10 protein-coding genes are annotated in these 13,879 nt (G+C 48.8%); 7 read left to right on the top strand and 3 right to left on the bottom strand.

Annotated features, from left to right (window positions below; all coding sequences use genetic code 11):
- Nucleotides 1–6 precede the first annotated feature (6 nt).
- Both K7B07_RS22740 and K7B07_RS22735 read right to left on the bottom strand, forming a co-directional pair.
- Nucleotides 7–507 (bottom strand): DUF3276 family protein, encoded by a 501-nt coding sequence (locus K7B07_RS22740; RefSeq protein WP_223712839.1) that lies wholly within the window; start codon nt 505–507, stop codon nt 7–9.
- Between the two features lie 154 nt (nt 508–661).
- Nucleotides 662–2,500, bottom strand: a complete 1,839-nt coding sequence (locus K7B07_RS22735; protein WP_223712838.1) for an ABC transporter ATP-binding protein — start codon at nt 2,498–2,500, stop codon at nt 662–664.
- Nucleotides 2,501–2,645: 145 nt separating this feature from the next.
- On the opposite strand from K7B07_RS22735, the gene K7B07_RS22730 reads away from it, so the two are divergent.
- From K7B07_RS22730 to K7B07_RS22705, 6 genes are all read left to right on the top strand, one after another.
- Nucleotides 2,646–3,839 carry a hypothetical protein gene (locus K7B07_RS22730; protein ID WP_223712837.1) on the top strand — a complete coding sequence of 398 codons (1,194 nt, stop codon included), beginning with the start codon at nt 2,646–2,648 and terminating at the stop codon, nt 3,837–3,839.
- Between the two features lie 51 nt (nt 3,840–3,890).
- Nucleotides 3,891–4,679: a patatin-like phospholipase family protein gene (locus tag K7B07_RS22725; RefSeq protein ID WP_223712836.1), complete on the top strand. Its 789-nt coding sequence runs from the start codon at nt 3,891–3,893 to the stop codon at nt 4,677–4,679.
- 205 nt (nt 4,680–4,884) lie between these two features.
- Nucleotides 4,885–5,205 (top strand): DUF6660 family protein, encoded by a 321-nt coding sequence (locus tag K7B07_RS22720; protein ID WP_223712835.1) that lies wholly within the window; start codon nt 4,885–4,887, stop codon nt 5,203–5,205.
- Nucleotides 5,206–5,374: 169 nt separating this feature from the next.
- A complete protein-coding gene (locus K7B07_RS22715; protein WP_223712834.1) occupies nt 5,375–9,718 on the top strand; it encodes a CusA/CzcA family heavy metal efflux RND transporter in 4,344 nt (1,447 codons plus the stop codon).
- Between the two features lie 53 nt (nt 9,719–9,771).
- Nucleotides 9,772–10,989 carry an efflux RND transporter periplasmic adaptor subunit gene (locus tag K7B07_RS22710; RefSeq protein ID WP_223712833.1) on the top strand — a complete coding sequence of 406 codons (1,218 nt, stop codon included), beginning with the start codon at nt 9,772–9,774 and terminating at the stop codon, nt 10,987–10,989.
- A 112-nt stretch (nt 10,990–11,101) separates the two neighbouring features.
- Nucleotides 11,102–11,944 carry an SDR family NAD(P)-dependent oxidoreductase gene (locus K7B07_RS22705; protein WP_223712832.1) on the top strand — a complete coding sequence of 281 codons (843 nt, stop codon included), beginning with the start codon at nt 11,102–11,104 and terminating at the stop codon, nt 11,942–11,944.
- 107 nt (nt 11,945–12,051) lie between these two features.
- Here the strand turns inward: K7B07_RS22705 and K7B07_RS22700 are convergent, their stop codons facing one another.
- Nucleotides 12,052–12,786, bottom strand: a complete 735-nt coding sequence (locus tag K7B07_RS22700) for a DUF481 domain-containing protein (RefSeq protein WP_223712831.1) — start codon at nt 12,784–12,786, stop codon at nt 12,052–12,054.
- A gap of 197 nt (nt 12,787–12,983) precedes the next feature.
- Between K7B07_RS22700 and K7B07_RS22695 the strand changes: the two genes are divergently transcribed.
- Complete coding sequence (locus tag K7B07_RS22695; RefSeq protein ID WP_223712830.1) at nt 12,984–13,856, top strand: AraC family transcriptional regulator; 873 nt, start codon at nt 12,984–12,986, stop codon at nt 13,854–13,856.
- Nucleotides 13,857–13,879 lie beyond the last annotated feature (23 nt).

Below are 13,879 nucleotides of genomic sequence, written 5' to 3'. Positions count from 1 at the left end.
GATCGTTTACCATTTTTCAACCTCTTCATGATCACCGGAGGCAGCCGTATTACTGCTTTGATCTGAAGAAGGCGGCTCTTCCTGTTTTTCTTCCGTAGCATCCGGCTGGGATGCTGGTGCTTCGGGTTCAGATTCTGGCGCTGGAGGTGTTGGGGCCTGGGTGCTTGCGACCGAGTTGCCCCCATGTTGATATGCGGGAGCACCCTCCTCATCATAATCTTCGTGATTGAACGCATCAAAATTAAAGTCGGGCATCAGTTCTGTTTTTACATAATCGATGGCTTCATTCAGTGCTTTCAGGAATTTGTTGAAATCCTCTTTGTAAAGGAACACCTTGTGTCGGTCATAACCATTGTCATCAAAGCGTTTCCGGCTTTCAGTAATCGTCAGGTAGTAATCGTTTCCTTTGGTAGATCTTACATCAAAAAAATAAGTTCTTCTTTTTCCGGCACGGAGTCTTTTGCTGTAAATGCTCTCCAGTTTTCGATCGTTATGCTCGTTCTCCACGTGTTTCTTTTTTGGTAAATAAAAAGATTAATATACAAACAAATATATGTATGTTTTCAATAAAAATTAAATTTATTGAAGTTTTACCAATTTTTTTCAAACAATTTTTATATTCAAAAAAACAACTATGTAAAAACGCATAAACAGGCCTGAATCAGTGCGTTCCGGCATCCATCCCCATCTGCTGCCGGTGATACAGCCGGGCATAAAATCCGTCGCGGATCTTCATCAGCTCATCGTGTGATCCCTGTTCTGCGATCCTGCCTTCATCCAGTACAATGATACGGTCGAATGAAAGAAGGGAAAAGACACGGTGCGTGATAATAATCGCCGTCTTATTCATAAGGTATTGATTAAGCCGGCCCATGATTTCTTTTTCGGTTTTGGCATCAACAGCGCTCAATGAATCATCAAAGATCACGATAGCCGACTCCTTTATCAAGGCACGTGCGATGGAGATCCGTTGTTTCTGTCCGCCGCTTAATGTTACCCCCCGTTCCCCGATCAGGGTATCATATCCTTTCTCAAATCCTTCGATCTCTTTTGCCACACCCGCAATTTCGGCAGCAGCTACCACCTCGTCCCTGCCCACGCCCGGCTTGCCAAACCGGATATTGTTCTCCACCGTATCGCTGAAGAGGAATACATCCTGCGGTACATAGGCGATCTGTTCCCGCAGCCGGTAGATATCCATATCCTTTATATTCCGGCCGGTTAATACAAGATTACCGCTGTCCACATCATACATCCGCAGCAGCAATTGGGCAATGGTGGTCTTGCCGCTTCCCGTTCTTCCGGTGATGGCTATTTTTTCGCCTTTCTTTACCGAGAGGGAAAACTGCTGCAGGGCCTTTATACCGGTATCCGGATAGGTAAAATTCACTTCGTTAAAATCAATGGTACCATCAAGCGGAAGTGGTGTGGCCCCGGTTTCGTTTTTGATCTCCGGTATAATGTCCAAAAATTCATTGAGCCGTTTTTGCGAGGCCGCTGCGCGCTGTACCATACTGGCGGTAAGCCCGATGGCGCTTACCGGAAAGGTGAGCATGTTCACATATACGATAAACTCCACAATAGTACCCAGCGTGATCTGATGTTCATGATTGATGTAGTAAAGTCCGCCGATCATGATCGTGAACAGCGTACTGATACCAATAAGCAGCTGGATCGAAGGAAAGTAAATGGCCTCTACCCGTGCCAGTGCAATCGCATTTTTCCGGTAATGCTCGCTGTTCTCGGCAAAGAAGCGGAACATGGCATTCTCCTGAACAAAGGATTTGATCACCCGGATACCGGAATAGGATTCCTGTGCATTGGTGGTAAGGTCCGACAGCGCCGCCTGTATTCTTTCGCTCTTCTTATGGATATTACTGTTTACAAAATAGATGATCACCGCCAGCACCGGCAAGGGCAGCAGCACATAGATCGTCAGCTCCACACTGCTTTGCACCATAAAGAAAACACTGAGCACGATCACTGTAAGCAGGTTTACAATATACATGATCGCCGGACCTGTAAAAATACGCACGCGGCTTATATCTTCTGCAATCCGGTTCATAAGATCGCCTGTGGTATGCCTTTTAAAAAAGGAACTGTCCAGCCGCTGGTACTGATTGTATACTTCATTCTTCTGGTCGTATTCGATGTGCCGGCTCATTACAATAATGGTCTGCCGCATCAGGAACATAAAAAAGCCGCGCAGCAATGCCAGCAAAAGGATGATGATGCTGGCAACAAGCACAACGGTTGCAATGCTGCTGTACTGTGTTACCCATTCTACGATCCGCTTTACAAGAACATCATATCCCCTGTTCTCAGCAGCCTGCGGGTTGCCCGTAAGCGCCAGCGACTGGTCGACATAGTTCACAATAAAACGCATCAGCTGCGGCGACAATACATTAAAGTAATTCGACAATGCCACAAACAGGATCCCCGCTCCCAACCGGATCCGGTATTTCCAGAAATACTTCCCCAAGGCGCCCAAGTGCTTCATAGATGCAAAATAAGCGGGTAAATTACCAAATACCAAATGCTGGAATTCCAAATACCCAATACTAAATTCTAAATCTCAGGATCCAGGTCCCAAATCTCAACTTAAAGCAGTATCTTGTTAAAAGAATTTAATATTACTTATTATTATGGTTCCGGAACTCCGACAGGCTTACAATACCGCATTCACCGATGAAAAATTCCAGGCCTTTGTAGAGGCGCTCAACAGCCATTCCACTCCCATTCAGTTCCGCATTGCGGAGACCCCGGTATTTATCCCAAAGAAATTCGCGCATCAGATGATCAGTGCCTGTGAGCAGATCGTTGATGTGATCCTTCGGCCAGATTTTAAGGAAAAGACCGGACGGGCGATCCCCGATGCATTCAGGGTTCCGAACGAGAACAGTCATCCGCACTTTATTGCTTTTGATTTCGGTATCTGTCATGGTGCCGGAGGGATGCTGGAGCCCCAGCTGATCGAGATGCAGGGCTTCCCCTCTCTTTTTGGCTACCAGGTGTTGCTGGATGATGTGTTTAAGCAACATTTTGGCGCTGTCGCAGGCTACGCTCCTTACCTGGACGGACTAAACCGGGAAACTTATCTCGAACTTTTTAGGAAGATCGTAGTGGGTGATGAAGATCCGGAGCAGGTGATCCTATTGGAGCTTTTTCCCCGGCAACAAAAAACCAATATTGATTTTTATTGCACGGAAGACTACCTGGGAATACCAATGGTATGCGTAACGGAGCTCATCCGGAAAGGGAATCAGTTATTTTATCGCAACCATGAAAAAGAAATCCGGGTCAAACGGATCTACAACCGGGTGATCTTCGATGAACTGCAACAGCAGGACATATCCGTTCAGGAAAAGGCCGCCGTTTTGTTTGATGACCTTGATGTGGAATGGGTAACCCATCCCAACTGGTTCTACCGCATCAGCAAATTCACACTTCCCCTGATCCAGCATCCCAATATACCGGAGACCCGTTTTTTAAATGAGCTGAAGGAGCTACCCGGGCAACTGGATCAATATGTATTAAAACCATTGTTCTCTTTTGCCGGGCAGGGTGTGGTGATCGATGTGACACCCGGTGATATTGCTGCGATCAACGACCCGGAAAACTGGATCCTCCAGAAAAAAGTGGAATATGCGGCGGTCATAAAGACTCCGGATGAACCGGCAAAGGCCGAGATACGGATCTTTTATTTCTGGGAAGAAGGTGCCGCACGTCCCCGCCCGGTCAACAACCTTGCCCGCCTGAGCAAGGGAAAGATGATCGGTGTGCGTTTTAACAAGGACAAAACCTGGACGGGAGGCAGTTTTGCTTTATTTGAACAATAAACCATGTGCATTTTGAAAACAGTATTTTGAGGCGTACAAGTTTTGTTAATAATGGGATTATTTTCTTTTCGTAAAAAAAAGCCGGTCATCGGCTTAACCCTTTCCGGGGGAGGTATGCGCGGTGTGGCCCATATCGGCACACTGCGGGCACTGGACGAGTTCGGACTAAAGCCCCAGGTAATGTCGGGCACCAGTGCCGGAGCCATCATCGGAGCCTTTTATGCGGCGGGATTCTCTCCTGAAAAAATGCAGGAGATTGTCATAAAGACAACCTTTTTTTCCCGCTCTTCTTTCCGGTTGGGCACAACGGGCATTTTTAATACCGGCTTCCTGGAACGGCTGTTCCGGGAATATTTTCCCGAAGACAATTTCAGCGTACTGAAAATACCGTTTTATATTGCGGCTACCGAGATCACCTACGGGCGCACCGAATATTTTTCGGATGGAAAGCTGTTCCAGGCATTGCTGGCCTCTGCCAGTATTCCCTATATCTTCCCTCCGGTCCGCATCGGCGCTAAAGTGTATATGGATGGGGGTATTCTCAACAATTTCCCGATCGAACCGATCTACAAAAAATGCGATTTTCTGATCGGCTCCCATGTAAACTCACTGGTGTATGATGAAATGCAAAAGATCAGCGCCCGTAAAGTATTCGACCGGGTGATTCATCTCGCCATCGGCAACTCGGTTTATTCAAAGGCCCGTGCCTGCGATCTTTTCTTTGATCCGCCTAATATGACGCAATACAGCCTTTTTGATAAACGGGGTGTACCGCAAATGCTGGATATGGCGTATAAGAATGCCGTACGCATACTGGAAGAGAAAGGATATAAACGATGAGTGGTCAGAATTGAGAATTCAGACTTGAGATCTCATATTTGAGATTTAGTTATTATTGTACAGATGGCATTATCCTCTTCTACCCTTCCAATTCTGAATTCTCAAAACTCTATGCTGATCCCTTAAAGCTTTTCTGCACTATGGTTACATTAATAACCGGCTGATTATTTGTTCAGCAAATGCCTATGGGTTAGTTTTGCAGACAATGAAATGGTTCCTGTTTCTTTTCGGGTTTTACCTGTTATCGCTCACCACCATACCCTGTTCAGACGGGGGGGATGATTGTGGTAACCGTGCGGCAGTAACAACCCTTGAAGCCGCTTCGAGCCATGATCATACAACCGAACACTGCACTCCCCTGTGCCTTTGCAATTGCTGCAATACTGTTGTTGCAGGGATCCCCCTGGCACCGGCGGTTTCCTTCCGTACTCCATTGATAAACGGGTTCAGGCCCGTTCTTTATGCCGATCAATACCTTGCCGGATTTAAGACCCGCATCTGGCAGCCTCCAAAATTCAACACCTGATCCTTCCCTTTTCGGACGATTTAAGGATGCCTTTAAACGCCGGTAATTGTTGCTGATTACCGATGGGCTGTATACAGCCTGCCGAGGGCCACAGGCAATCCCCGTTTTACTGTTAATCATGATCCTGTTCTCCCGGGTATCATCTTTTATCATATAAATAGCATTCAGCGTGTTAGAAAAAATCATTCATTTTAGCATCCGGAACAAGCTCATCATTGCCCTGCTGACCATCGGACTGATCATCTGGGGCGTTTGGAGCGCCACCAAACTTCCTGTGGATGCCGTACCGGACATTACCAATAACCAGGCACAGGTGATCACCATCACACCCACACTGGCCGCACAGGAAACAGAGCAACTGGTAACCTTTCCCATTGAGCTGAGTCTGGCCAATATACCCGGACTGATTGAAATACGTTCCATATCAAGGTTCGGTCTTTCTGTAGTAACGGTGGTATTTAAAGACGACATCGATATTTACTGGGCCCGGCAGATCATGGGAGAAAAACTAAAAGAAGCCGAGCAAAAAATACCGGCCGGTGTAGGCACTCCCGAACTGGCGCCTGTAAGCACGGGGCTTGGCGAAATTTACCAGTACGCCATTCATCCCAAACCCGGCTCCGAAAATAAATATACGGCCATGGACCTCCGGACCATGCAGGACTGGATTGTGGCGCGGCAATTATATGGCACACCGGGTGTGGCCGAAGTGAACAGTTTTGGCGGCTTACTCAAACAATATGAAGTAGGTGTTGATCCGGCACAGCTGAAATCATTTAACATCACCATTGCGGATGTTTTCAATGCACTGCAAAAGAACAACGAAAATACCGGCGGTGCCTATATCGACAAACGCCCCAACGCTTATTTTATCCGGGGTGTAGGGCTGGTCACTTCTCTGGATGATGTCAAAAACATCGTGGTTAAAAATGTAAACGACATCCCGGTATTGATACGTGATGTTGCCAATGTGAAATTTGGCAGTGCCATACGTTACGGGGCGGTCACCTTTAACGGGGAAAAAGAAGTGGTAGGCGGCATTGTTATGATGCTGAAAGGAGCCAACAGCGCAGAAGTGGTACAGCGGGTAAAGGAAAAAATGAAAGTGATCCGGGAATCCCTTCCCGCAGACGTGGAAGTAGAGCCTTACCTGGACCGTACATCACTGGTAGACCGGGCCGTGAGCACCGTAAAGACCAACCTGCTGGAAGGCGCACTGATCGTGATCTTTGTGCTGGTGCTGTTCCTCGGTAATTTCCGCGCCGGTCTCATCGTGGCCTCCGCGATCCCTTTATCGCTGCTGTTCGCCCTGGGCATGATGAACCTGTTTGGCGTAAGCGCCAACCTGATGAGCCTTGGCGCTATTGATTTCGGACTGATTGTGGACGGGGCGGTGATCATTGTGGAAGCCACGCTGCATTATCTTCATGAAAAATATCAGGGGCGCCGGCTGGATCAGCAGCAACTGGATGCCGCCGTGGAAGGCAGTGCAAAAAAAATGATGAGCTCCGCTGCTTTCGGTCAGATCATCATCCTTATCGTGTACCTGCCTATCCTGTCCCTGCAGGGCATTGAAGGCAAAATGTTCCGCCCAATGGCTGAAACCGTTGCGTTTGCCATACTGGGTGCACTTATTTTATCGCTCACCTATATCCCGATGATCTCTTCCGTCCTGCTGTCAAAAAAAATAACCGGTAAAAAAACCATTGCGGATAAAATGATGGCATTTTTCTACCGTATATATGAGCCGCTTCTGCGAAAAGCCATAAAGGTCAAATTTCTGGTGATGGGCATTGCTGCAGGCATTTTTGTCGTTACACTTTTTGTATTTGGCCGCATGGGCGGTGAATTTATACCACAATTGCAGGAAGGTGATTTTGCCATTGGCGTCCGCCTGCCGCCGGGCACCTCCCTGTCGCAAAGCGTTGAAACCTCTATGCAGGCCAGCCGCATCATACGTACGTTTCCGGAGGTGAAGGAAGTTGTGGGCAAAACGGGAAGTGCGGAAGTCCCTACAGACCCCATGCCGCCGGAGGCCACCGACCTGATGGTAGTATTAAAACCGATCAAGGAATGGAAGTCCAAACAGGATTATGGTGACCTGGCAGACCGGATGACAAAGAAACTGGAATCGATTCCCGGCATTTTTATTGAAGTGACCCAGCCCATACAGATGCGGTTCAATGAGCTGATGACGGGCGTTAGACAGGATGTTGCCGTAAAGATATTCGGTGAGAATATTGATACCCTTGCCGATCTGGCCAATAAAGTAGCAGGCGTGGTACAGAACGTAAAAGGTGCAGCCGACCCCCAGGTGGAAAAAACAACGGGGCTGCCCCAGATCAATATCGAATACGACCGTGCCCGCCTTGCTTCTTACGGGATCAACATCGATGTGGTAAACCGTACTGTAAGCACCGCCTTCGCCGGGGAAGCAGCCGGTGTGGTGTTTGAAAATGAACGCCGGTTCGACCTGGTGGTGCGGCTCGACAGCGCCAGCCGTGCTTCCATCGATGATGTGAACAATCTTTATATTCCTATGCCCGACGGTAACCAGATCCCGCTGTCGCAGGTGGCTACAGTAAGCTTTAAGGATGGTCCGGCACAGATCAGCCGCGAAGAAGGCAAACGAAGAATTGTAGTGGGCTTTAATGTGCGCGGACGCGATGTACAATCGGTAGTGACCGAGATACAGGACAAACTGGAGAAAGCCAAACTGCTGCCCGTAGGCTATTATTATACATACGGGGGCACTTTTCAAAACCTGCAGGAAGCAAGTGCTCGGCTTAAGATAGCCGTCCCTATTGCGTTAGGGCTTATTTTGCTCCTGCTTTATTTTACATTCCGTTCTATGAAAGAATCATTATTGATCTTTACAGCCATCCCCATGAGCGCTATTGGCGGGGTCTTTGCCCTGCTGATCCGGAATATGCCCTTCAGCATTTCTGCAGGTGTTGGTTTTATCGCGCTGTTTGGTGTGGCGGTGCTCAACGGCATTGTGCTCATCAGCACCTTTAATCAATTGCGGAAAGAAGGGATGCGCAATACATTACGCATCGTTATTGAGGGTACAAAAGTGCGGTTACGGCCCGTGCTCATGACCGCCACAGTTGCCTCTATGGGGTTCTTCCCGATGGCATTTTCCACAGGTGCCGGGGCGGAAGTGCAAAAACCGCTGGCCACCGTGGTCATCGGGGGACTGATTACCGCAACCATTCTTACGCTGATCGTGCTTCCCCTGCTGTATATTATTTTTCAAACGGGGAGGAAAAACAAAAAGCGCTTTGTCCCTGCTGCTGTTATCGCCGGACTGCTGGCAGTTGCTTTACCAGTTGCCACGGTTCAGGCCCAGCAACAGCCGGGGCTACCGGAACAACGCATCAGCCTGAAGCAGGCATTTGAAATGGCCGTTGCTAACCTTCAGTACGGGATCAACAAAGCAGAAATAGCCCGGGCCGGCAGCCTGGTAAAAACGGCTGCAGCAATACCAAAGACCGGCATCTTTGCAGAGAATGAGGACCTGCGCCCCAGTGATAAAACAGGCATTCCGAAAATCGGGATCTCTCAAAGCATTGCGTGGCCCGGGTTGTATACGGCTCAGCGCAACCTTTACAAAGAGCAGCAACGGTACTATGAGGCCAGCACCGGTCTTATAGATATCAATCTTCGCAGGGACATCCGCACCGTATACTATCAGCTGTGGTACCTGAAGGATAAAGAGCAATTGTACAGGGAACTGGACACGATTTACTCCCGGCTTAAAAATGCGGCCCATTTGAAAGTGCGTACCGGCGACAGTCCGGGGCTGGACAGTATTGCAGCGGATGTAAAGGCCTCCGAAGTAAAGGCATTCCTGAAACAGATCGGTAACGAGATCTCCATCCAGCAGCAGCTGTTTATGCAATTGCTGAATACCAACACTCAGCTGCTGCCGGAAGAAGACGTGCTGCAAAAACTGCCGGTAACCGGTGAAGCAGCGGATGATTCCCTTATAACGCACCCTGCACTGGCCCTGCAGTCGCAGAACATAAAGATCGCCGAAGCCGGTATCGGTGTAAGCCGCAATGAAAATAAGCCGGAGTTCTCCGGGCGCTTTTTCAGTCAGCGGTTGTATGGTATGAGCGATCCCTTTACCGGCTTTTCGGTATCGGTGGCCGTACCCCTTTTCGGACTGGGTGCTAATCGGAATAAAGTAAAGGCTGCTGAAATGGAAGCACAGGTACAGCAAAAGCAGCTGGTGTACGATCAGCAGCTCTTTGCCACCAGGCGGGCCCAATTGTTAAAGGAAGTTCAGCGCAACAATAACCTGCTCGATTTCTATAAAGAAGCTGCCCTCCGCCAGGCAGGCGCCATCATCAAAGCCTCCTCCATGGCCTATGAGGCCGGTGAGATCAGCTTTGCGGAAATGGCCCAGTTTCTTACGCAGGCCATCGACACCCGCCGCAACTACCTGGAAAGTCTGAACAGTTACAATCAAAGCGTGATCCAGTACTATTATTTTCTGAACCAGTAATAACACTATTTAAGCAGTTAACAACTGTCTTAAAACAATATAAAATAAAAAACATGAAGAAAGCATTTTCAATTGCAATCGTTTTGCTGATCACCCTGTATTCCTGCAGCGATAAAAACGGGAACAAGGCATCCGAAAACCCTGACCCGCCAGAAGCTTCCGGCACAAGGCCCGACAGTACGGCCCGGGAAGACAATGAGACCACTGCCATTTTAAATGAAGCACAGCTTAAAAGTGTGGGCATCGAATTGGGGGCCATTGAAAACAAACAGCTGACCAATACCCTGAAAGTAAATGGCATGCTTCGGGTACCGCATCAGAATAAGGCATCCATCAACTCGCTTTACAGCGGCGTGATCAAAGCCATTTATGTACAGCCGGGCGACCACATACGCCGGGGGCAAACCATCGCCACCGTAACCAATCCCCAATTCCTGCAGGCGCAAAGTGAATACCTGGGCACCAATGCCCGCATACAACTGGCAGAACAGGAACTGAAACGCCAGAAAGACCTGGTGGAAGGCAATGCCGGCGCGCTTAAAAACCTCCAGGCTGCAGAAGCCAACCTGCGCACGCTGCAAACACAACGCGCCACGCTCGCACAGCAGATCCGCCTGATGGGCGTTAACCCGGCAGGGATCAGCAACGGCAGAATGGCATCGGTGCTTGCCATTACCAGCCCTATCAGCGGCGTGGTGAGCACCATTGGAGTGGAAATGGGCAGCTATGTAGACATCAGTACCATGGTAGCGCAGGTCATCGATAACAGCAGTCTTCATGTGGACCTTTATGTTTTTGAAAAAGATCTGCCAAAGGTGAAAGACAATCAACAGATCCATTTTACCATTACCAACAGTCCGGACAGGGAATACGACGCACGGATATTTTCGAAAAGTGCTTCCTTCGAAGGAGAGACCAAGGCCGTAACTGCTCATGCTAAAGTAACCGGCGATAAAACAGGACTGATCGATGGCATGAACATAACGGCAGTGATCAGTCTTGATAAAAACGTATCGGCAGCTGTGCCGGCGGAGGCTGTTGTACAAAATGCAGGGCAGGATTATATTTTTGTGCTGAAAGAAAAGAAAACAGATGCAGCAAAAAATGAAACCGATTATGTTTTTGAAAAAATACCTGTGGCAAAAGGAACTACAGATGTGGGCTTCAGCGGTATTACCCCACTGAAGCCGATTGCACCGGATGCAAAAATAGTAACCCGGGGTGCTTTTTTTGTAATGGCAAAACTTACCAATACCGGGGAAGAGGAATAGCGGCCGGTTGTCGCAAATCCCCCCTTATATTGGCGGAGCACTCATTCCCTACGGGCAACAGCCGGATTAACTTTGTAATGTATACGCAGATCGTTCATCAAACAGAAATCATATGTTGCTCGAAAATAAAATTGCGGTAGTATATGGAGCCGGGGGCTCCCTGGGCGGCGCCGTCGCCCGTGCCTTTGCACAAGAGGGCGCAATGGTGTGGTTAACGGGTCATAAAGCGGAGCCGCTGCAGCCGGTATATGAAGCGATCCTCCGATCCGGGGGAAAAGCAGCAACTGCCGTAGTGGATGCACTTGACAACCGTGCAGTGGAGCAGCACCTCGATCAGCTGGAACGCGCACCGGACATCTCTTTCAACCTCATCGGCCTTGAAGATAGACAGGACATGCCGCTGACCGAAATGGGGCTTGAAGATTTTATCCGCCCGGTAAACAGGGCCATGCGTTCGCAGTTTATTACCGCCACTGCCGCTGCCCGGAGAATGAAGCAGCAGCAAAGCGGCGTCATCCTTTCCCTTACCGCAACTCCGGGGGGTATCGGCTATCCGCTCGTAGGCGGCTTCGGACCTGCCTGCTGCGCTATTGAAAGTTTTTCAAAAAACCTGGCCGCCGAGGTGGGCCCCTATGGTGTCCGGGTAATGAATATCCGTTCAGGAGGATCGCCCGATTCCAATGTATTCCGGGAATTTAGCAGCATGTATCCGGAGCAGTCTGAAGAAGTCCTTGGAAAGATGCGCAATGACACCATGTTAAAGACGCTTCCGGAAATGCAGGACATCGCACATGCGGCCGTCTTTATCTGCTCACCTCTTGCACCTACGCTTACCGGCACTACGATTGATCTTACCGTTGGCACCACCAGCGCCCTCAATCACCGCACTGCTGTACGGGACCCAACCGACGACAACGCGCAATCATTTTTCAATCCGAAATATCAATCGCAATAAAAAATCCCCGTAAGTGTTTGCTGCATTTTTTACCTCAGATCAATGAGAATGGGCACAGGTCGTTCATCCGTGAAAACCGGGGAAACCCAGTCATGTATTTCACCAGATCAGAAATAGCGCTCAAACACCAGCCCATAGGTAAACAACAGGTTCTCCTTATTGGTACGGCTGAGCCGGTTATAATTCAAATTGGTGGATAAAGAAAGCCATTTGATCAGCCGGAGGTTCAATCCCAGCTGACAGGTAATGATATAATCGCTGCTGTTCTTCAGTGAAGGCTGCCAGAACGATGTACTTTCAAAGGATAGGATCCTGTAGGGATACCACTTCAATTGCAGCCGCAGCGAGTTCCGGAACGTGTTGTAACGCTCCCTTATACTGTCCGGGCGTATAATATCGCTTTGTTCAAATAAGATCCCGTCGCTCACCCTCAGATAAAGGCGTGGATTGTCCACCAGCTTATAGGCCCCGCCCAGCCCACCCTGGAACTGGTTGTTGATCTTAAGGGAATAACTGGTGGTATAGGCCGTCAGTCCCCAGTAGTTAAAACGGGATGCGGTATCCCTGTAAATATTGAAATCCAGCGCTGTTGTAAAATCATTATTGGTCACCCCATCATTATTTTGTCCATAGATCCATCCGGCATTGAAATTCAGTCCGGACTTCCGTTTGTAAAAGCCATATTTAACGGCATTGTTCAGCAGGTAATTTTTATTGCCTGCTGACTGATTAAGTGTACCGGAAAGCCCTGCATTCAGATAATGGTTAACAGAGTCGTTAAACTGGGCTGCAGCAGCCTGCTGCAGCAGTGAAAACAATAATATCAAACATATCCTGTCCATACCCGCGAAAGTAATACCTGTAGTTAAAAAATGGCCGCTGTTGCTGCATTTTTTGAACCAGCGTACAAAAAAAGGGAACCGCCTGTTTTATTCTTAAGCAGCAACCCGGTCTGTACCGAAACACAGCATGCAGGGAAAGCTGATGTACTACTCAAAATCATTATATTTGGGAACGCTCACCGACATAATAAGTAGAAATGGTTGTACCGGAAATCTATCGCGAAAAATCCCCGTTATCTGAAAAAGATTGTTTTGTCGTGTTCGACCGGCGTAAATCAAGTTTTACATTTCCGGTGCATGTGCACCCGGAATTTGAGCTCAATTTTGTGGATGGTGCCGCGGGTGCGCAACGCATTATCGGCGATTCCGTAGAGCAGATCGGGAAAAAAGACCTGGTGCTGATTGCCAACCCCGAGCTGAAACATGCCTGGAAAGACGGCGGGCATACGTTCACCAATATACATGAGATCACCATTCAGTTCCACCCGCAGCTGATCGACCAGTACCTGAACAAAAACCAGTTCCGCAGCATTCAGCGGCTTTTTGAGCGGGCTGCCAAGGGCCTTTGTTTCGGCGAGGCCACCATCGAACGGGTGCAGCCGCTGTTGCAGATCATCACAATGGAGAACGATGGTTTCTATTCGGTGATGCGCCTGCTGATCCTTTTGTATGAATTATCAAAAAGTGAGGATTGCCGGGAGCTCTCCAGTGGCCTGCCGCATGAGATCACCCGGAGCGCTGCATTGCTCAACCGGTTACAGGACCACGTCAGTCAGCACATCACCGATCTGATCCGCATATCGGACGCTGCCGCATTACTCAATATGAGCCGCTCTACCTTTGCCCGGTTTATCCAGTCGCATACCGGGATGAATTTTACCGACTATCTGCTCGACTTCCGGATCAATATCGCCATGCGTAAATTAAAAGGCACTGCTTCCATACAGGATGTAGCAGACCAGTGCGGTTTTAACAGCATTTCCTATTTCTACCGGGTATTTAAAAAAGCCAAGGGCATCACTCCTGCCGAATTCAGGGACAATTTCAAAAAACAGCAGCTGATCGTCTGATCCTGTTCTTAATGTGCCGTACT

Origin of the sequence: Niabella beijingensis, assembly GCF_020034665.1 — a bacterium.
Classification (GTDB): Bacteria; Bacteroidota; Bacteroidia; order Chitinophagales; family Chitinophagaceae; genus Niabella; species Niabella beijingensis.
This window is presented reverse-complemented; position numbering and strand designations above follow the sequence as displayed.